This window comes from Helicobacter salomonis, assembly GCF_017979425.1.
Classification (GTDB): domain Bacteria; phylum Campylobacterota; class Campylobacteria; order Campylobacterales; family Helicobacteraceae; genus Helicobacter; species Helicobacter salomonis.
On the sequence record NZ_JAERIS010000027.1, the window covers coordinates 1 to 18,300 of the forward strand.

General features: G+C 45.9%; 21 protein-coding genes. 9 read left to right on the plus strand and 12 right to left on the minus strand.

Translation table 11 applies throughout. From position 1 onward, the window contains the following. Positions 1 to 88: 88 nt before the first annotated feature. Together tnpA and KCO92_RS05915 are read left to right on the plus strand one after the other, a co-directional pair. Complete coding sequence (gene tnpA / locus KCO92_RS05910) at positions 89 to 505, plus strand: IS200/IS605 family transposase (RefSeq protein ID WP_210647467.1); 417 nt, start codon at positions 89 to 91, stop codon at positions 503 to 505. A gap of 216 nt (positions 506 to 721) precedes the next feature. Continuing rightward, positions 722 to 2,407 (plus strand): phosphoethanolamine transferase, encoded by a 1,686-nt coding sequence (locus KCO92_RS05915; protein WP_104696304.1) that lies wholly within the window; start codon positions 722 to 724, stop codon positions 2,405 to 2,407. Positions 2,408 to 2,427: 20 nt separating this feature from the next. On the opposite strand, the gene hemC is transcribed toward KCO92_RS05915, so the two are convergent. The 10 genes from hemC to KCO92_RS05965 all read right to left on the minus strand — a co-directional run bounded on the left by hemC (position 2,428) and on the right by KCO92_RS05965 (position 10,672). Next, the gene (gene hemC / locus KCO92_RS05920) at positions 2,428 to 3,345 is read right to left on the minus strand and encodes a hydroxymethylbilane synthase (protein ID WP_104696303.1); all 918 of its coding nucleotides are present in this window, start codon (positions 3,343 to 3,345) and stop codon (positions 2,428 to 2,430) included. Then, positions 3,335 to 3,700, minus strand: coding sequence for an FxsA family protein (locus KCO92_RS05925; RefSeq protein WP_104696302.1), 366 nt, complete (start codon positions 3,698 to 3,700; stop codon positions 3,335 to 3,337). The genes hemC and KCO92_RS05925 overlap by 11 nt, the downstream gene beginning before the upstream one ends. Further along, entirely contained in the window at positions 3,700 to 5,433 is a 1,734-nt protein-coding gene (gene proS / locus KCO92_RS05930; RefSeq protein ID WP_104696301.1) for a proline--tRNA ligase, read from the minus strand. Before proS ends, KCO92_RS05925 begins: the two co-directional genes overlap by 1 nt. Beyond that, entirely contained in the window at positions 5,433 to 6,743 is a 1,311-nt protein-coding gene (hemA, locus tag KCO92_RS05935; protein ID WP_104696300.1) for a glutamyl-tRNA reductase, read from the minus strand. Before hemA ends, proS begins: the two co-directional genes overlap by 1 nt. After that, positions 6,743 to 7,630, minus strand: a complete 888-nt coding sequence (locus KCO92_RS05940; RefSeq protein WP_104696299.1) for a polyprenyl synthetase family protein — start codon at positions 7,628 to 7,630, stop codon at positions 6,743 to 6,745. Before KCO92_RS05940 ends, hemA begins: the two co-directional genes overlap by 1 nt. Further along, positions 7,630 to 8,037 (minus strand): hypothetical protein, encoded by a 408-nt coding sequence (locus KCO92_RS05945; protein WP_104696306.1) that lies wholly within the window; start codon positions 8,035 to 8,037, stop codon positions 7,630 to 7,632. Before KCO92_RS05945 ends, KCO92_RS05940 begins: the two co-directional genes overlap by 1 nt. Further along, positions 8,030 to 8,308 (minus strand): DUF2018 family protein, encoded by a 279-nt coding sequence (locus KCO92_RS05950; protein ID WP_104696298.1) that lies wholly within the window; start codon positions 8,306 to 8,308, stop codon positions 8,030 to 8,032. The genes KCO92_RS05945 and KCO92_RS05950 overlap by 8 nt, the downstream gene beginning before the upstream one ends. After that, positions 8,309 to 8,749 (minus strand): Dps family protein, encoded by a 441-nt coding sequence (locus KCO92_RS05955; RefSeq protein ID WP_104696297.1) that lies wholly within the window; start codon positions 8,747 to 8,749, stop codon positions 8,309 to 8,311. A 92-nt stretch (positions 8,750 to 8,841) separates the two neighbouring features. Beyond that, complete coding sequence (locus tag KCO92_RS05960; protein WP_104696296.1) at positions 8,842 to 10,197, minus strand: FAD-dependent oxidoreductase; 1,356 nt, start codon at positions 10,195 to 10,197, stop codon at positions 8,842 to 8,844. A gap of 106 nt (positions 10,198 to 10,303) precedes the next feature. Then, positions 10,304 to 10,672 (minus strand): hypothetical protein, encoded by a 369-nt coding sequence (locus KCO92_RS05965; protein WP_104696295.1) that lies wholly within the window; start codon positions 10,670 to 10,672, stop codon positions 10,304 to 10,306. A 280-nt stretch (positions 10,673 to 10,952) separates the two neighbouring features. Here KCO92_RS05965 and KCO92_RS05970 point away from each other — a divergent pair, with 280 nt between their 5' ends. The 5 genes from KCO92_RS05970 to KCO92_RS05990 are packed head-to-tail and all read left to right on the plus strand — an operon-like array spanning position 10,953 to position 14,309. Continuing rightward, on the plus strand, positions 10,953 to 11,570 hold the full coding sequence (locus KCO92_RS05970; protein WP_104696294.1) for an MBL fold metallo-hydrolase: 618 nt from the start codon (positions 10,953 to 10,955) through the stop codon (positions 11,568 to 11,570). 23 nt (positions 11,571 to 11,593) lie between these two features. Next, positions 11,594 to 12,367, plus strand: coding sequence for a HesA/MoeB/ThiF family protein (locus tag KCO92_RS05975; RefSeq protein ID WP_104696293.1), 774 nt, complete (start codon positions 11,594 to 11,596; stop codon positions 12,365 to 12,367). A gap of 15 nt (positions 12,368 to 12,382) precedes the next feature. After that, positions 12,383 to 13,153: a flagellar motor stator protein MotA gene (motA, locus tag KCO92_RS05980; RefSeq protein ID WP_104696292.1), complete on the plus strand. Its 771-nt coding sequence runs from the start codon at positions 12,383 to 12,385 to the stop codon at positions 13,151 to 13,153. Next, positions 13,153 to 13,914: a flagellar motor protein MotB gene (gene motB, locus KCO92_RS05985; RefSeq protein ID WP_104696291.1), complete on the plus strand. Its 762-nt coding sequence runs from the start codon at positions 13,153 to 13,155 to the stop codon at positions 13,912 to 13,914. The genes motA and motB overlap by 1 nt, the downstream gene beginning before the upstream one ends. Before the next feature lie 2 nt (positions 13,915 to 13,916). Next, positions 13,917 to 14,309 (plus strand): hypothetical protein, encoded by a 393-nt coding sequence (locus KCO92_RS05990; protein WP_199766211.1) that lies wholly within the window; start codon positions 13,917 to 13,919, stop codon positions 14,307 to 14,309. Between the two features lie 3 nt (positions 14,310 to 14,312). Here the strand turns inward: KCO92_RS05990 and selB are convergent, their stop codons facing one another. Together selB and KCO92_RS06000 are read right to left on the minus strand one after the other, a co-directional pair. After that, on the minus strand, positions 14,313 to 16,184 hold the full coding sequence (selB, locus tag KCO92_RS05995; protein WP_104696290.1) for a selenocysteine-specific translation elongation factor: 1,872 nt from the start codon (positions 16,182 to 16,184) through the stop codon (positions 14,313 to 14,315). 64 nt (positions 16,185 to 16,248) lie between these two features. After that, a complete protein-coding gene (locus KCO92_RS06000) occupies positions 16,249 to 16,746 on the minus strand; it encodes a hypothetical protein (RefSeq protein WP_158653602.1) in 498 nt (165 codons plus the stop codon). 114 nt (positions 16,747 to 16,860) lie between these two features. Between KCO92_RS06000 and KCO92_RS06005 the strand changes: the two genes are divergently transcribed. Next, positions 16,861 to 17,970 carry a hypothetical protein gene (locus tag KCO92_RS06005; protein ID WP_210647468.1) on the plus strand — a complete coding sequence of 370 codons (1,110 nt, stop codon included), beginning with the start codon at positions 16,861 to 16,863 and terminating at the stop codon, positions 17,968 to 17,970. A gap of 48 nt (positions 17,971 to 18,018) precedes the next feature. Further along, positions 18,019 to 18,300: MerR family DNA-binding transcriptional regulator (locus KCO92_RS06010; RefSeq protein WP_210647469.1), on the plus strand; the 282-nt coding region annotated here is incomplete at its 3' end.

The window sequence follows — 18,300 nt, forward strand, 5'->3', positions numbered from 1 at the left end:
TTTGCTCTTTTGTAAGGGACAAGCGGTATTTAAAGCCCTTATTGATCTGCATTCTTGGAGTTTAGCACAATCATGTTAATATTGGTCTATGGTAAAGTCTAGTGATATTAGGCACGGCAGACATTGTGTATTTCTCTTACATGTGCATTTGGTCTTTGTAACTAAGTACAGGCGTAAGGCTTTCAACAAAGAAGTGATAGATTTTCTAGGCAAAGTCTTTAAAAAAGTGTGTGAAGACTTTGAAAGCAAGCTAGTAGAGTTTGATGGAGAATCTGATCATGTGCATTTGCTCATTAACTACCCACCAAAGGTGAGCATTTCTAAGCTGGTCAATTCTTTAAAGGGTGTGAGTTCTAGGAGAGTGCGCACCCAGCAGTTTAAAAGTGTCTGCAACACATTATGGGGTGATCACTTGTGGTCTCCTAGCTATTTTGCTGGGAGTTGTGGCGGTGCTCCTTTAGAACTGATTAAACGCTATATCCAAGAACAAGAAACACCTGTTTGATTGCATTGTTGACTATCGGTATCTAGGTGCGCTTACATCTCCGCCCTGAAGGGCGGAGTTTTACGCGCAATTTGGATAAAGATAATATGATGGCAGTGTCGTGCACAGAGATCGAGCTACATCTGCATGCAAAAAAGCCCTAGCAAGCCAAACATAGACATAGGCCATAGCAAAATGTGTTAGAATGCGCCCTTATTTGTTTTGATCGAGGTTGGCATGATCCTAGATAATCGCTTCTTTTTGATGTGGCTAGTTCCCATAGTGGCGAGTTTTTTCTCTGTGGATGTGCAAATGGGGGGAGTGGCAACAACACTCTGGCATGCTCTCAAAGTGGCCTTCTATGGCTTTTTGGTCTTTTATGTGTTTTACTTTTTGCTAAGTTTCATCAAGCCTCAAGGTCTGGTTAGGTTTTTGAAAAATGCCATGCTAGTTTTGAGTTTGAGTCTGACTTTTATAGATTTCTTTGTTTCTTACTACTTCCACATGGGCTTCACTCCCTCTCTAGTGGGCACACTTTTAGCCACGAATGTAAGAGAGAGCCAAGAGTTTTTGACTAGCATGGTCTTGCCCCGATTAGGTTTTATACTAGGCTATCTTACTACCTGTGTGGGTTTCTTGTATCTTGTGCGTTTTAAATTATGTTTGAACATGCCACAACGCCTTAGAACACTAGTAATTCTTTTTGGGCTCTTTTGGGTGCATATTTTGAGCACCTACTATTTACAGGGCTTGCATGGCGTGTTTATCGATCCCAATATCACAACACGAGTCATTCCTGTGGTGAAAGAAGTTTCTGCCATCATTGAAAACTTCAAGGACAACCAGACCAAAGCCATTTATCAGAGTTTCAAACAGCCCTACCCCAAAGACTATGTGCATGTGGATGCTGATAGCGTGCCCAATGTGATCTTAGTTGTGGGGGAGAGTGCCTCTAGGAATTTCATGAATCTCTATGGCTATCGTGTGCCCAACACGCCTTTGTTAAGCGAGATCGCAAAGCATCGATCGCAAAACTTATTTGTCTTTGATAATGTGATCTCGGTTTTTGCCAATACTTACACGGTTTTTAGAACTTTGCTCAATTACGGCGATGTGGAAAACCACGCTGGTCCTTGGTTTCAACAGAAGAATTTGGGTCGCATTTTTAACTTAGCAGGTTACAAGACTTTTTGGATCGATGCGCAAGATAATTTAGATGGTAACAATGTTTTTGCCTTTCTAGCCCATCCTTTCACGCATAAGTATTGGGCAAATGGACCTTTGGATATCCAAAATAGCACTCAGGATGGTTGGACTTTAGAAGTCTTCAAGCATCATGTGCAACCCCAACTTGCCTCCAAAAATTTTATTCTATTTCATCTCTTTGGAAGCCATGCGATCTATCATAGGCGTTTTCCCAAAAGTTTTGCTAAATTTAGCCCCACTCAAATCCCTTATGAAAACTTGCATGTGCAAGACAACGCAGATAAACAAATTGTCGCCGATTATGTGAATTCGCTCTACTATACAGATTACATCTTGCACGAGATTTTTCAATTTTTTTCAACGCAAGATGCCATTATTCTCTATCTCTCTGATCACGCCGAAGATGTGTTTGAAAGCGATCGAAACTATGGGCATCGCTGCTCTACCTATGGGGTAGAAATCCCCTTTGTCATTTATGTTACCGATCTCTTTAAGCAAAAACGTCCTCAAAAAGTGCGACAACTTGCCCAAGCGGTGCATAAACCCTTTATGAGCGATGATCTCATTCACACTCTTTTGCCCTTAGCAGGGATTCACACTAAGGATAATTTGGAGAGCAAAGATTTATTGAGTCCGCGGTTTGATGCAATGCGCCGCAGAACTTATTGTGGAAATCAATATCCCTCAGACACGCTGAAAATCCCGACGAATCGGTAGGACCATGGAACTACACGCAGTCAGCCCAACTGCGTCTGAGCTAAAATTTCTGATGCTCCTTTTTGCCTGAAGGTTTTAATCAAATCCTGCACCAACTCTTGGGCACGATCGTGTGGGGCTGTGGCACACTCCTTAATAAAAGTTAGCCCATCCACAAGCCCCACAATGGCGCGCATCTCTATTTGCTTACCTTGTAAGCGCGCATGTACGCCTAAGGGCACCTGACAACCCCCACCCAAAGCGCGTACAAAAGCGCGCTCTAAGCCACAGCACAGCGCGCTATTGGGGTCATTTAAACTAGAGATTTTGGCTAAGAGAGGGTGATTGGCGCACATCTCAATTCCCAGCGCGCCCTGTCCCATGCTAGGAATCATCTCTTCCAAGCTCAAGGGCACTTGATAGGGCAACTCAAGCCCTAGGCGCTCCACTCCCGCGCATGCTAAAATCACCGCTTCAAAGTCTCCACCCTCTAGGCGCTCCAAACGCCTTTGCACATTCCCACGCAAACTCAAGGGGTCAGTATCTACACGCAGGGCTTTAAGCTGCATGGCACGCCTAAGCGAGGTGGTGCCCACACGCGCATAGGGGGGTAGGGCTTGCAAGTTAGGGTATTTGTAACTCAAAAAACAATCTTGAGGGTTGGCGCGTGCGCTCACACAGGCTAATACTAAGCCTTCTTCTAAGTCTACGGGCACATCCTTGAGCGAATGCACGGCTAAATCAATTTCCCCCTTGAGAAGCAGGACTTCCAATTCTTTGGTAAAAAGCCCCTTACCCCCGATCTTAGCTAAGGGGACATCTAAAATCTTATCTCCCTTAGTCTTTACAATTCTAATTTCACTCTGTAAACCCAGAGGTTTTAAGAGCTCTTGAATGTAGCCTGCCTGCCACAGCGCGAGCGCGCTCCCCCGACTCCCAATGACCACTCTAGCGCCCATCTTTATCCTTATCTAGCACTTCGACATCGATGATCCCATCATCTCTTTGGGAAGGTTCTCTAAGCCATGCTACCAATAAAGCCAATAAACCAAAGACATCGCAGAGCACCCCTGGCAAGATGAGAAGTAACCCCCCAATGGTGCGCAAAAACACACCCCCCATCCATTGCAGAGGATCGCGCTCTCTCAAATCCAACACTTTTAACGAGCCCTTTAAAAGTGCGCCCCCGCCCAAAAGCGCGCTGACAACAACCTCTAAGAGAAAGGCAAGGAGGCCAAATTGCCCTACCACACTCATGATGAGAAAGACCTCTACCACAAGGTAGAACACCCCCAAGACAAATAAAAAGGGCATTAAGTCAATGCCTCCAAGAGAGTGGGCACGATGGTTTCGCGTGCAATCACGCGCTTACCCAAACCCTGCCGTGCAATAAGCTCTATTTGCCCCTCTAGGGCTTGTTTGCCTATAATGAGCGCGTAAGAACACCCAATGAGCTCAAAATCTGCCATTTTGGCCCCAAAACGATCAAGGCGATCGTCTAGCAAGACATCAATTTTTGCCCCCTTAAGCTCTTCATAGATTGCTGTGCCTAGTGCTTCTAGTGCGCTGTCTTTAGAATTAGCCACAATCACCACCACCTCAAAGGGCGCACTTGCCTTGCTCCACACACACCCCTTTTTATCGCTATTTTGCTCTAAAATCGCGCTCATCAAGCGACTCACTCCAATGCCATAACAGCCCATTTCAAAGTATTGTAAGCGTCCTTCTTGGTCTAAATAGCGTGCCTCCATGCTCTTAGAATACTTATTGCCCAATTTGAAAATATGCCCCACCTCAATGCTGCGTTTTTCGCTCAAAGGTCCTTGACATTCTGGGCAAGTATCCTCTGGGCGGGTTTGGGCGATGTCTTGGTAATTTAAATTGGCAAAGGTGGATAAATCTACACCCACGAAGTGCGCATCAAGCTCATTAGCTCCACAGATCAAACAATCCGCTTCTTGTAAATCTACATCAAAGATCACCTCTATATCAGGCACGAGGTTTTTGACCCCGTAAGCCCCGATGTAACCCACTGGTAAGCCTAACTCCGTGATCTCTTGTACGCTCATCTCCTCTAATTCTAGGGCGTTTTGTTGGGCGCTTTTGTTAAAGGCATTGAGGGCTTTAGTCCCCTCTAATTGATCATCCCCTCTTAAGAAAAACACCACCGGGCGCGTTCCCTCATGCAAGCGCGCTTTTTTGATCACCGCCTTCATTAAAAAGTAGGGGGGCACTTTAAAAAAGGCGCTAAGCGCTTCGATAGTGGGGGTGTTAGGAGTGTGGAATTTAGCAAAGCGGGCTTTGGGGACATTGTCCGGTTCTGTGCGTTTAGCGCGCTTGGCGATCTCCACATTAGCCGCATAATTGCATTGTTGGCACACAAATACGCTATCTTCCCCACATTCGGCTAAGACCACAAATTCCTTACTCTTGCTCCCTCCAATCGCCCCGCTATCTGCCTCCACTGCGCGAAAATCCAACCCTAGTTTGATGAAAATTTCACTATAAGCTGCATGCATGCGCTCAAACTCCCTATCTAAGCATTCCGTGCTAGCATGAAAACTATAAGCATCCTTCATCACAAATTCGCGTGCACGCATCAGTCCAAAGCGGGGGCGGATTTCATCGCGAAACTTGGTGTGGGTTTGGTAGAGATTTAGGGGGAGTTGCTTATAGCTCTTGATATGGGCTTTAATGATCTCTGTGATGGGCTCTTCGTGGGTGGGAGAGAGCACACAGGGGTTATTTTTGCGATCCAAAAAGCTTAAAAGCTCTTTGCCGTATTGTTCAAATCGTCCGCTCTCCTGCCACAAAGAGGCGGGCACGACAAAACCTAGTGTGCACTCCTGCGCGCCATAAGAATCCATCACTTCTTTAATCACCCCCCTAATCTTGCTCAACACCTTATGCCCTAAAGGCAAAAAGTGATAAAGCCCACTCCCCATTTGCTGGATAAACCCCCCCTGTACCATAAAGCGGTGGCTTTTCAGCACAGCGTCTTTGGGGATTTCCTTTGTAGTGGGAGCAAAGAGTTGAGAAAAACGCATTAAAATCCTTCCTCGCTAAACTCGCATTTGTAACGGTTAATAAACATACTCTCTTTACCTAAGTTAAAAAGACTTTTAAGGCATTCGCCCAACATGTCGCCCTCAGGTTTGTGGGCATTTTTTTTGAGGGTGGCAGTGGGGTGGTGTAAAAAGGTATTAAAAGCGTTGTGTAAAATGCGTGCCACGCTTTGCTCATACTCTTGGGGCAAAAAGCCCTTTTTGATCGCGCGGTGTAATTCTTTGAGCGCTGCTTCTTTAGCTAGCCCTCTTAAATCCTTAATGAGAGGGTCGACTTCTAGACTCTGCAACCATTGGGCAAATTTAATACTGAACTGCCCCACGACTTGGTAGGCATGGCGGGTGTCCTTTTGGCGTTGCTCTAAATTCTGCGCTACTACACCTTGTAAATCATCCACGCTATACAGCCAAATGTGGGGCTCTGTTGGGGGTTCAATATCCCTAGGTACGGCCAAATCAAACCACCAACGCCTGAAATTACAGGGGTGTATCATCTCTGTGGTGATCACGCTATGAGGCGCACGGGTGGCGCAAAATAAAAAGGTGTGGGTGTTGATTCCCTGCTCTAGTGCGCTGAAGGGTTGCACCTGTAAATTGGAATCATCTAAACTCTTGGCAAAATCTTTGGCGCGCTCCAAATTGCGGTTATAAAGTTCCACTGCAAAACCCTTAGCTAGTAGGTGTTTACACACCAACTGCCCCATTTCCCCCACACCTACCACCATCGCGCGCTTGTCTACTTCTTCTGTGCTCAAAATCTCCAGTGCCTGCTTGACCGCCACAGAGGCGATCGAGACTGCTTGGGAAGAGATCGCCGTAGCGTTGCGTACCCCTGCCGCACATTTGAGCGCAAAATGAGCTAAACGGCTGAGGTGTTTAGCACACAAGCCCGCTTGCAAGCATGCCTTAAACGCGTCTTTAAACTGTCCAGTGATTTGGGTTTCACCCACCACTAAACTATCTAAGCTACTTGCTACGCAAAAGACATGGTGGATCGCGTGTTCTTGGGTGTGGGTCTCTAAGCTAGTTTGCAGGCTTTTAACGTCCACTTGTTTAGTATGCGCAAGGGCTTTGAGCAGATGGTGGGCAATCTGATCGGGACTGTGAGCGTAGAAGTAAAACTCTACGCGGTTGCAGGTGCAAAGTGCCATAATTTCATGCACGCTGGGATGTTCTTTTTTGAAGTGCGCTAAAAACTCTAGCAACGCCTCCTGTTTAAAAACAAGCTTTTCGCGGGTATCAATGGGTAAGAGTTTATGACTAAAGCCCAGGGTGAGGTAAAGCGGTTGCATTAAAATTCTCGCTTGATTAAGCTAGAAGCCACTTTTTCTAATGCGCTATGCCCTTTAATGGCTTGTAGGGCACAATGGGCATAATGCTTAATGTGTTCGAAGACTTGGGGGACGATATCGTGGGTTTTAAATTGTTCTGCACACCATGTTAGGGCTTGTTCATCAGCATTTTTAAAGCAGGCTTGTAGGTGGGCTTGGTTGGAAGGGTCTAGTTGTTGGTACAATAGAATATAGGGCAAAGTGCTTTTACCCTCCTTAAAGTCACTAAAGGCAGGCTTGCCCAAAACCTCTTTAGGCTGAGTGATGTCTAGTAGATCGTCCATGATCTGAAAAGCGATCCCAAAATTGAGCCCGAAAGTGTGGTAGTCTCGTGGGTCTAGCCCTGCTAGCAGAGCCGCGCCCGCACAACTTGCCACCATTAAGGATGCGCTTTTATCCCGAATGATATCAATATAGCGTGCTGTGTCGCTGTGGAAGGCATTAGAAGCCATCACATCTTTAATCTCCCCCCTAGAGAGTTCCATCACGCTATGAGCGACCAATTGGGCAACTTTCGTATCTAATTTGGTGAGCTCCAAAAAGGCCTTAGCATAGAAGACATCGCCCAACATGATGGCGTTTTGGTTGCCAAAGGTGTGGTTAATGGAATCGTGGGCGCGTCTGGTCTGAGCATTGTCGATTACATCGTCATGCAGGAGGGAAGCGCTCTGAATCATCTCGATGATGGCGCAAAAGTCGATGAGTTGGGGATGTTCAGGGCAGATCGCCAAAATCAATTTGCTGCGCAACATCTTCCCCTGTCCTAAAAGACTAGCCATATGCTCCACATCCACGCTCTGCACTTGAACTAAAAACTGCTGGATTCTTTGAACGATTTGTTCCAGCATTAAGGTTGCTCGATCCACATGAGTTTAGGCGAGGCGCGTACACGCAAAGATGCCCGATCTTGTGCGGAGTCAAATTTTTTGAAAGTCAAAGCAAAGTAGGGGGGTGTAGGGTCTACACTCTCACTCGTATGTGACTGAACGACCTCTTTAAAGAGGTCGAGTCGAAAAGTATCGCGCTGGAAATCAGGGTAGAGAATGAATTGGTAGGGAAAATCATTGCACTTGAGATGCACCACAAGCCCACCATCTTTAAAGAGTGTCCAGCGCAAGGAAAGGGTTTTTTTGAATTTGCCTAGTTGCAATTCCCCCTTGTAAACTTGGTCTTTTTTGAGTTCCAGGATTTCATCTAGGCTCTTTGCCATGGCGATCCCACATAACACGATCAAAACGACAAAGAGCCTACTCATGCCCCAAAACATTAGCCATGGAAGTCATCACTAAATCGATTTCCTTAGCCCGCACGCGTTCTCGTAGAGCATGATCGAGTTTGCATTGCTTGAGCGATTCCTCAAGTTTCCCTTCCAGCCCAGCCTCCTCCAAAAGTAACGCGCTCAGAGCCTGCAACTCCAAGAGTCGTTCTAGCTCGGCTCTGACAAGCTTTTGGCTCGCATGCAAAAGCACATCCCCCCACTTTTCTATAGGGTCCCCCTCAAACACCCCAAAAAGGTCGTCAGACATTTACGCTAGGCTCGCCTTGAGCATCCACACAGCTTGTTGCAATTTGGCGAGTTGCTCGTCTGCAAAGGCGATGGTGACCTTATCGCCTGCTTGACCGGCCAGGTCAGAGAGCTGAGCGAAATGCTTTTCCAAATACTCATAATCTGCTAGAACCGCTTCAAATACATCTTTGGACCTGAAGTTGTGCTTGCTCTCTTCTTTGACATGGGCAAGTTTGAGCGCTTCGGCTAGGGTTACTACGGGGACATGCCCTAGCTGAGAAACCAGCTCGGCCAAGTCGTCAAAGAGTTCGGCGAATTGTTCGTAGACTTCTTGGGTAAATTTGTGCACAGGGTAAAAATCGGGCCCCTTGACATTCCAATGGAAATTGTGCACTTTCATGAACAAAACGACACTGTCAGCCTGAAGTTGTTTAAGTAAATCAACCACCTTTGTTTTCATCAAAAACCTTTTCCATTTTATATCCTAGCATTTAGCTAGCACCCTCATTCTAGCCTAAAATACTTAATCAACTCCTAAATTCTGATCCCACTTTAGAATAAATTGATCCCTTCTGTCATAGAAGGATGAGTGTAGATCATGTCTTTAAGTGTATGGAAACCTAAATTTTGGTTGATAGCTAAACTGAAGAGATTGACCAGTTCATAAGAGAGCGTGCAATGCAAACTAGCTCCTAAAACACACTGCTGTTCATTGTCCTCGACGAGAACTTGTAGATAACCTGTTGTGTTTTTCGCGATTCGACTGTTTACGACAGAGGCACTTTCCAAAGTTTTGACCAAGATTTTTCGACTGGAGTTTTCGACATTCTTGGCGCGCATGCCCACATGGCTGTAGGGGGTTTCTATGTAGAGCACTTCTGGCAATACTCCACGATTCTTAGTGGTGCGCGATTGATCGCCATAGAGATGTTTAAAGGCGATCCTAAAATCGTCTAAACTCACATAGGTGGTAAACATTTCGCCCCCCTTAACATCTCCTAAAGCATAGACATTGCCCTCATGATCGGCATTGGCTATGAGAAACTCGTTGGTGAGAATTTCCTGATATTTCCCCAAACGCAATCCTGCTTTCTCTAGTTGTAACCCTATAGTGTTGGGCACGCGCCCCGTGGCAAGTAAAAAAGCATCCGCTTCTAAACATACCTGCTGTTTTGTTTGGGTATTTTGGTAATAAAGTTGATGGCCCGAGATACTCTCTAATTGTGCGTTACAGATGATCTCCACCCCTGCTTGAGTGAGCGACTCTAAGATACTCTTTTGGAAGAGAGCGTCCTCTTTGGGCAAAAATGTATCGCCACGGACCAAGACACTCACCTTGGTCAAGTTTTTATTCCCTACGCGCCCAAAAAGATTGAACATACTCGCAAACTCTAAACCGATATATCCTCCACCCACAACCACTAAGTGTGTGGGCAGTGTGTTGAGTTGCATCAAAGTTGTGCTGTCGTAAACGCGATCGGAGTCAATAGGGACAGGGGGGACCAGGGGCAATGAACCGGTGTTGATAGCAATCTTGTGAGCGCTCATTTCCATGCAACTGTCTTTATGGTAGATCATGAGCGTATGGGGGTCTTTGAAGCTTGCTCTGCCCTCTACAACATGCACTCCCGCATTGATAAGATTTTGGTAGTTTTGTTGGCGTAGTAAAGCGACTAATTTGTTCTTCTCATCTATGCTTTCCTTGTAACCCATGGGACCTTTCTTATAGGTGGCAAGGTGTAACAATGTCTTGGAAGGGATGCAACCAACATTAATACAAGTTCCTCCATACATCTCCCTAGATTGTTCAATCAGTGCGACCCTTTTGCCCAGCTTAGACGCACTAGCTGCCAAAGTTTTACCTGCTTTGCCAAACCCAATCACCACTAAGTCGTAATCAAAATGCATTCATCCATCCTTATTCAAATTTATTGATCATGCACCACAGCAGTATAGCTTCAATTTCGCGCCTCCTCTGTTTGCTTGAGCCATTCACTTAGATTATTAAAAAATATTAAATAATAACATCTAAAACATGGGGCTCAAGAAAGCCCTCTAGTTCTTCTGTATTCTCCAAAGCACGTTCCAAGGCACTATCGCTGTAGTAATGTCCGTGGTAACAATGCTGTTTATCCTTAAAGCAGCGTGGATCGGGGTGTTCCTGTGGGGGTTGCTCATGCTGCTGTGCTAAGGGATTTTCATCTTTATCACGGTGCACAGCCCTATTTTTCTCTAAAGCGCGTGTTTCTTGCACCGCTTGTAGGCGTTCTAAAAACTCTTTGTGATTCTCATTGTCCAATTTAGGCAAGGCGTTTTGATACACAATAGAACCAAAGGGGGAATTTTGATTGACATGAGTCACATTGCCGGTGAGAACAGACATGCAAACCTCCTTGCTTCAAAATATTAACGGCAAAAATCCTCATTTTCTTTAGAACCCATATGGTGGCGGTATCTAAAATCGTACAAAAACTCCCATTTCATTGCCGCAGATATTCTCAATCATATGTCTCCATGCCGAAAACTCTCTAGTTTTTTAAAAACAGCCTAACTATTGTTAGGAAATCTTGATGCAAACCCTTCTCGTATCTTTACCCACAAGTTTTGGCACGCGAGTGGTAGCTTTAGTAAAAATCTGCTAGAATATGGGATAAAGGATTGTGATGCAGATCAAAGTTAAGGCCTTTGGAAATACTCAGACTAATTGCTATATCGCTACCCTAGAGCAGGGCGATTTTGTAGTCGACCCAGGGTTTGGGGCAAGAGAATGGGTATTAGAGCATGTCCAAAGGCCCTTAGCTATTCTCATCACACATGGACATTACGATCACATCTGGGACGCACACGCACTCAAAAAGGCTCTGCCCCATGTGCCTTTATATGCGCCTGCAGACGATGTATTCATGCTCACCTCTGATTGCTTTTCTCTAGGGCTCACCCCCTGCTCAGAGAAAGATATTCACCCTGTCGCCTGCCATAAAGACACTACCACTCTGAGTATCGCTGACATTCCCATCACCTATTGGCATTTTCCCGGGCACACTCCAGGATGCTCCATGATCGAATTAGAGGGTGTTTTTTTCAGCGGGGATTTTATCTTTCAGCGTAGTATTGGGCGTTATGATTTCCCTTATTCCAATCCTGCCGACATGAAAGACTCCTTGAGGCGTTTTGAAAATTTAGAAAGCTCTCAGGATAAACCCATTTATCCTGGACACGGGCAACCCACTACACTTAAGGAAGAGCAACCCCACATGAAGGCGTGGATTGCCCACCTCTAATCTATTTTCATACAAGGATGTTTATGTTAAATGACGCACAGAGGGAGCGCTACGAGCGTCATTTGATGCTCGAAGATGTGGGTGAAGAAGGGCAGGAAAAGCTATTGAATGCGAGTGTTCTAGTCATCGGGGCGGGTGGCTTAGGCTCTCCCAATGTGATGTATTTAGCCGCAGCAGGCATTGGGCGTATCGGGGTGTTAGATTTTGATGTCATTGAGCTTAGCAATTTGCAACGCCAAATTATTCATACCACCGAAGAGATCAACAGCGCTAAGGTTAGATCTGCTGAACACAAGATGTTAGCGCTCAACCCAGATGTGCAAGTAGAAACGCATTTTACCAGACTGAACGCAAGCAATGCCCTTGAAATTATCAGAGATTATCATTTCATTATCGATGCCACGGATAATTTTGCCAGTAAGTTCTTGATTAATGATGCCTGTGTACTAAGTCACAAGCCCTATAGCCATGCTGGCGTGCTCAAATACCGCGGGCAGACCATGACCGTTTTGCCCAAGAAGAGCGCGTGTTTTGCTTGTGTCTTTGACACTCCTCCCGATCCCAAACTCAATCCTACTTTTAAGGCTGGTCTTTTTGGCGTCTTACCGGGCTTGTTGGGCTGTATCCAAGCAGCTGAGACCATTAAGTATTTTTTAGGATTCCCCCTACTCACTGATGTTTTATTGGGTGTGGACACTAAGGGAATGACTTTTAGACGCGTGAACGTGAAGAGAAACCCTAAATGCCGTGTTTGCGGGGAACATGGAATCAAAAACCTAGAAGACTACCCGCAGTAATTAGAAAGGGCTTTTATGGATTTAACTTCTGTGCTTGGTGTGATTTTTGCCATTGTGGCGATCAGTGTGGGTGACATTATGGAGGGAGGAAACCCCATCCATGTTGTGCATCTAAGCTCCATCATCATCATCGTGCCCACAACTCTGTGTGCTGCCATGGTCAGCACACACGCCCACCATGTCAAGGCAGCCTTTAAAGAAATCAAGATTGTTTTTCTTAATCCCAAGATCAATCTTCAAGAGACTATTAAGACGATTGTAGAGCTCTCCACGATGGCGCGTAAGGATGGGGTGTTGTCTTTAGAGTCCAAAGTGGCCCAAATTGAAGACGATTTCACGCGCAATGGTTTCTCTATGATTGTCGATGGTAAGGACATTAAATCGGTGCAAGAGAGTTTGGAGGTAGCGATTGAAGAGCTGGAGGAGTATTATCACGGCGCGGCGCATTATTGGATCACGGCGGGCGAGAGTGCGCCTACCTTTGGGCTTGTAGGGGCGGTATTGGGTTTGATGTTGGCTTTACAGAAACTAGATAATCCCCAAGAGATGGCACTAGGGATTGCGGGGGCTTTTACCGCAACCGTTACAGGAATCATGTGTTCTTACGCGCTCTTTGGACCTTTTGGTAATAAGCTTAAAAACAAGTCCAAGGACATTCTCAAAGAGAAAATTGTAATTTTAGAAGGGGTGATTGGGATTGCCAATGGAGACAACCCCAGGGATTTAGAGATGAAATTGCTCAACTATATCGCTCCAGGTGAGCCTAAAAAGTCTATGTTTGAATAATGGCAAAGAAAGCTAAAAAGGTCGAATGCCCCGCTGGGGAGCGTTGGGCAGTTCCTTATGCGGATTTTCTTTCGCTTCTGCTGGCGCTCTTTATTGCGTTGTATGCGATTTCCGTCGTCAACAAAGCAAAGGTCAAGGCACTCAAAAAAGAATTTATCAAAATCTTTGATTATGCGCCTGTGCCCGATTCCGTGCAACCTGTCATTCCCATTCCTCCTGCCCCGGGTGATTTACAAAACGATGTGACAGAAGAGCGCAATTCTAGCGAACAGCTGGTGCGTTCTCAAACCACTATCACTAGGGTGGGTGAGGGGAGTGTGTTGGAACAAACCGATCAGGGTTCTGTGCTCAAACTACCCTCTAGTCTCATTTTTACCAATCCCTATAGCGACACCATCAATGCTGGCATGCAGGAATATATTGCGCGTGTGGCTACGATTATCCGCGCTCTGCCTGCACAAGTGCAGATCAATGTCCGAGGCTATACGGATAATACGCCCATTCCTCCCAATGTCCCCTTCAAAGATCATTATGCACTTGCAGCTAGCCGTGCCGCTAAAGTGATGCGCGAGCTCATCGCAGATGGCATCGATCCACAAAAACTCTCCTTCACCTCCTATGGCAAAAATAACCCTGTCGCTCCCAATGATAGCGTAGAGAATCGCATGCGTAACAACCGGGTAGAAATCTTTTTCTCCACAGGCGCTCAGAATGTCGAAAAACTGCGCTCTGTCTTGGATAAGGGTTTAAGTGGAGAGTAGAATTGTTTAAATGGCTTTTTGTAATCTTGGCCTTATTAGAGGCAGAGCGTTTATCTACAGGTGAAGAGCTTTTAAAAGAAGCCAAGCCCCCTGCCCAGCCCCTTAAAGCTATGCTCTATATTCAAGAGCTACCCTATCTCTCTTGGACACACGACTATGGTGCCAAGCGTTTTAAACGCATGCTAGAAATCGAGTCTTTAGTTGAAAAGGTGCGTATCAACCATGTGAGTCTCAACGAGGATCGGTGCGCAATTTTGCCCATTCTGTCCAGTTATACGCTTATGCTACATGAGAAGATGCGCTATGAAGTCTTTTGCGATGAGGCGTTGCGCGTGGAAATCAAAAGCGATCTTGGCACGCAAATTCTACACCCCCATGAAAAATGGCTACCCTAGTTTCTAGGATTTGGGAGTACGCCTGCCATCGCGATTAATGGTTTGGTCGAGGCGATCCAGGTATTCTAAATAGGCGATCAAGAACTTACGTGATAGATGTAATTGCGTTTTGAGTAGGGCAATGTCTATATAGCCATGTTGGCTTAAAAGTTGTTGCATTAGATTTACGACCGAGTCCAGGGTGTTTTTTTCCACAAAGACATTGTGGCATAGGCGCACAACCTTGTGCACACGACATAGGGCCTTGAGTGCCTCATCTCCTGCTTGGCGATCCATATCGAGCTCATGGTAGAGATTATAGGGAGCCTCAGGCGCAAAGCCTGCGCACTTAATGCTCGCATAGAGTCGGTTTTGCAAACTCTCTTGCAGCTGCTCTAATTTGGCACCCTTACGCATCCATAAACCGCGTGCCTGCTGCAAGTAGCCCTGTTCTTCTAATTTTTTAAAAGCTAGAGTCGCCAAATGCACACTAACATGACTTTGTTTGGCACAGATTCCTTTGACACTCAAGAGAGCATGGACATTACGCGTGTAAACAGCCTTGATGGATTGCACCAAATTTTCCAAAGCACACTTGGGATAAAGCACCATGGCCTGCGTATCCACAATGGTATCGGGGACTTTTCGGGCTATCTCTAGGGCTAGCTGCTGTGTGAGAGCGAAGCGCTGGGTAGCACAAAGCAAGCCTAAACCCCTTTGATGCGCCTTGCTTAGAATAGCGAATGCCTGGGGGAAATCCTGCGTTTCTAGGGCATGTAGCAGGGCAAGTTTAAGGGGTTTTTTGAGGGGATCGGCGATGGGATTTAAAATGAGGGCAGCTCCCCACACGCGTCCCTGATGACTTAAAATGATGCGATCACCATAACATGCAAACACACTTTGACTCGTGATAAGGGTTCCATAATGCGACTCTAAGTGCAGAAATTTAGCCTGACATCTGAGAGTCCCTATCTGCATACTTAAAACCTGATTGTGCTTGAGGGAAGGGGTATCTGGTGGAGCCAGAAGCGCTACATCTAAGGTGTTAAACCCGCGTAGAATTCCCTTATGGCTTAAAAGCATGCCAACACGAAGTTCTTGAGCCTTGATGCCCCCCAAATGCAAGGCGACCCGTTCATGGATATTTGCCTGCACCACCTCCCTGCCATGCTGGTGTAATGTCTTCACACGCACGGCTTTTTCCAAAGGAAGGGCATAGAGATTTTCATGCACTCTGACCTGCCCGCCCAGCAAGGTCCCACTCACCACGACTCCCCTACCCTGTACGACGAAGACACGATCGATATAAAGCCTGAAAAGGTCTTTGAGCGCATTTGTGGGTCTCTTTTTAGCTAAAGGGTATTGCAGGAGAAAATCTTTAAGTTTTTGAATGCTACCTTCATCGTAAATACTACATTTAAAGAGGGCAATTAGAGTAATATTGTGTTGTTTGAGTGTAGCGTGTATCCTGTGCTCCAAGTTCTGGGTTTGAGCGCATTTGTCTATCTTGCTAATCACAATAATACAAGGAATTTGTAAGAGCGAACAAATTAGCATGTGTTCTAATGTCTGTTCTCTAATGCCCTCGTGCGCATCAATCACAAGTAACCCCGCATCCAGTGCAAAGCTCCCAGAGATCATAGTCGCTACTAAGCTCTGATGTCCGGGTACATCCACAAATCCTAAAGTGCGCTGCATGCCCTCAAGATTGCTAAAGCTTAAATCAATTGTCATGCCCGCTTCTCTCTCATGGGCACTTGTGTCCCCCTCAAATCCACTCAAGGCTTTGATGAGCGCACTCTTTCCATGGTCAACATGCCCACAAGTACCCAATAAAAAGTATTCTGCCTTGGGCTGTGAGGGTTCACAAGATACAGAATTTGAGACCTTTTCCATTATTCCTCAATCCTTTAGTTCAAAGTAACGCACCAGTGGTGGCTACCTTTTGTGCATGATAGCATCATACCTCTGTATTGAGGATGGGGAAGCAAGGCTGCGCCTCAAAGTTATGGGCGTAAACATAGCGCCCTCTGGCTTTAGCTTCCGCTTCTTTAAAGGGGATGAAGTGATTAGCCCCCTGATTATAAGAAATACGGTTTTGGCCGTGAAAGAGCATGAAAGTCAAGCAATCCCCTAGAAAATCCGTGTCTGCTTGCCACGAGTCATCATGGGGGGCGTAAAACTGGTCGCGGTCGTTGATCCAAGTGGGTTTAATGCAGTGTTGCACGGAGAAATAGACACTCATTGTCACAATGTTTTTTGCACTCACGCAGGTAAAAAGGTGCTTTTTAATGTCATTGGGGCTTAGGGTGTTGCTAAGATTTACCGTATTGTTGTGCTGTATGTCTGAGCCTGCCATGCGTATATAGGCGATGGTGTCGCCCTTTTTGTCGTAGAAATTGCGTAACCACTCTACAATGCTTTTAGTGTGGTCTAAATGTGCCCTAAATTCTTTCACACCTAAGAACTCCCCCTTTGAGTCGTAGATGTCTAGTTTGACTGGGGGGGGGGGGTAGCTGTGCCACTTCCTAGGCCCCATATTAAAAAGCCGATAGGAAAGCTGCCCTTGACATTGTCAAAAGTGTTGCCAGGGCACATAAACCCTACGCAGAGCTCTACAACTCCACCCAGCACACCCACACAGAGCACTCAGCAGGTTACCCCCTCTAAAAAAGACCCCCAAGCCATTCTCAAAGCTTTGGAGGATAGAGCCCATAAGTTAGAGCAACAAGCAGGCTTGAAAGAGGATGTCATGCAGGCCTTGAGTTTGGGAATGTCAGAACCCCAAGCTTTAAAGCTGCAAAAATTAGGCTATCACGCTCTCATCCAAGATGCACTCAAGGACAATGTTCCCTATGAAAAACTCCCCAAGAGTGCACGCCAATACCTCTCTAGGGTCGCCTTTGAGAAGATGAGTATCACAGACGCACTCTTGCATCCTAGTGAGGTTTTTGGGGGGGATAGGGGCAAGGGGGAATACCAACAAGAGCGTATGCGCGCTAGTATTCTCAAGCTCAAAGATGTTGCCCAGCTCAGTGCTGAGCAGAGAAGACAAATTTATAGAGATCGCAACTTTGGCACTTCGCTTTTCAATAGCTTGATGATGGATGCTAAGCAGGATTTGCAAGAGTACCAAGAGAGCATCAAGGCTAGACATTTGGTAGCAGATGTCTCTAAGGCGATGGCCTTGTATGACAACATCGCCCAGGAGAAGAACATTCTGAGCATGCTCTTTAGCGATGACCCCAAGCTCAAAGAACAATACCGCGCAGGCGCACAGGCCATTGCCAAAGCAGCAGGCTTTGAGGGGGTGCACTTTGATGAGAAGGGCAAGATGTTTGTCTCTAAGGATGCGCAGCTCTACCAGGTCAATGACAACTTCTTTGATAATTTTAAAACTCTGATTGCAGGCAATGCCTTCTCCATTGTGGGCTCTATGGGGGGAGCTTTGCAGGGGGCTAGCAAGAGAGGGCTGGTAGGGGGCATTGTAGGAGGAGCTCTAGGAGGTTTCACAGGGGCTGGGCTTGATGCAGGTTTGAGTAATTTCATTCTCAATCGAGAGAATAATTTCAAAGAGAATCTAGCCCACATGCTCCAAGAAGGGGCTTTGAGCTTAGTGGCAGACGCTGCCCTAGTGGGGGCTAAAAACTGTAACTTAATTCTTGCATATTCTTATAAATAGTTATCAATATTTTATAATTTTTTAAGTTTGATTTGCCTAACATGGGGTATGGATAAAAACAAATTGTTATCAGTCAGTCAAGCAAGCAAAGTCTTAGGGGTAACAGCACAAACACTCCGTAATTGGGACAATCATGGGATTTTAAAACCAGATGTTTACACACAAGGAGGTGCACGGAGGTATAGTTTAGAGAGTTTGCGGGGGATCAAAAAAGAATTTGTGTTTTGTAACGATAAGCGCAAAACCATCGCCTATGCCCGTGTTTCTAGTGCCGACCAAAAAGAAGGCTTAATTAGACAAGTGCAGATTTTAGAGTTGTATTGCTCTAAG

Bases quoted from the DNA above. Each gene is read 5' to 3' on its own strand.
- KCO92_RS05945 (WP_104696306.1), bottom strand. From the start codon at position 8,037: ATGAGTAGGCTCTTTGTCGTTTTGATCGTGTTATGTGGGATCGCCATG.
- KCO92_RS05940 (WP_104696299.1), bottom strand. From the start codon at position 7,630: ATGCTGGAACAAATCGTTCAAAGAATCCAGCAGTTTTTAGTTCAAGTG.
- KCO92_RS05975 (WP_104696293.1), top strand. From the start codon at position 11,594: ATGTTAAATGACGCACAGAGGGAGCGCTACGAGCGTCATTTGATGCTC.
- hemC (WP_104696303.1), bottom strand. From the start codon at position 3,345: ATGGGCGCTAGAGTGGTCATTGGGAGTCGGGGGAGCGCGCTCGCGCTG.
- selB (WP_104696290.1), bottom strand. From the start codon at position 16,184: ATGGAAAAGGTCTCAAATTCTGTATCTTGTGAACCCTCACAGCCCAAG.
- proS (WP_104696301.1), bottom strand. From the start codon at position 5,433: ATGCGTTTTTCTCAACTCTTTGCTCCCACTACAAAGGAAATCCCCAAA.
- KCO92_RS05965 (WP_104696295.1), bottom strand. From the start codon at position 10,672: ATGTCTGTTCTCACCGGCAATGTGACTCATGTCAATCAAAATTCCCCC.
- KCO92_RS05915 (WP_104696304.1), top strand. From the start codon at position 722: ATGATCCTAGATAATCGCTTCTTTTTGATGTGGCTAGTTCCCATAGTG.
- motA (WP_104696292.1), top strand. From the start codon at position 12,383: ATGGATTTAACTTCTGTGCTTGGTGTGATTTTTGCCATTGTGGCGATC.
- KCO92_RS05925 (WP_104696302.1), bottom strand. From the start codon at position 3,700: ATGCCCTTTTTATTTGTCTTGGGGGTGTTCTACCTTGTGGTAGAGGTC.
- KCO92_RS05955 (WP_104696297.1), bottom strand. From the start codon at position 8,749: ATGAAAACAAAGGTGGTTGATTTACTTAAACAACTTCAGGCTGACAGT.
- hemA (WP_104696300.1), bottom strand. From the start codon at position 6,743: ATGCAACCGCTTTACCTCACCCTGGGCTTTAGTCATAAACTCTTACCC.
- KCO92_RS05950 (WP_104696298.1), bottom strand. From the start codon at position 8,308: ATGTCTGACGACCTTTTTGGGGTGTTTGAGGGGGACCCTATAGAAAAG.
- KCO92_RS05970 (WP_104696294.1), top strand. From the start codon at position 10,953: ATGCAGATCAAAGTTAAGGCCTTTGGAAATACTCAGACTAATTGCTAT.
- KCO92_RS05960 (WP_104696296.1), bottom strand. From the start codon at position 10,197: ATGCATTTTGATTACGACTTAGTGGTGATTGGGTTTGGCAAAGCAGGT.
- tnpA (WP_210647467.1), top strand. From the start codon at position 89: ATGGTAAAGTCTAGTGATATTAGGCACGGCAGACATTGTGTATTTCTC.
- motB (WP_104696291.1), top strand. From the start codon at position 13,153: ATGGCAAAGAAAGCTAAAAAGGTCGAATGCCCCGCTGGGGAGCGTTGG.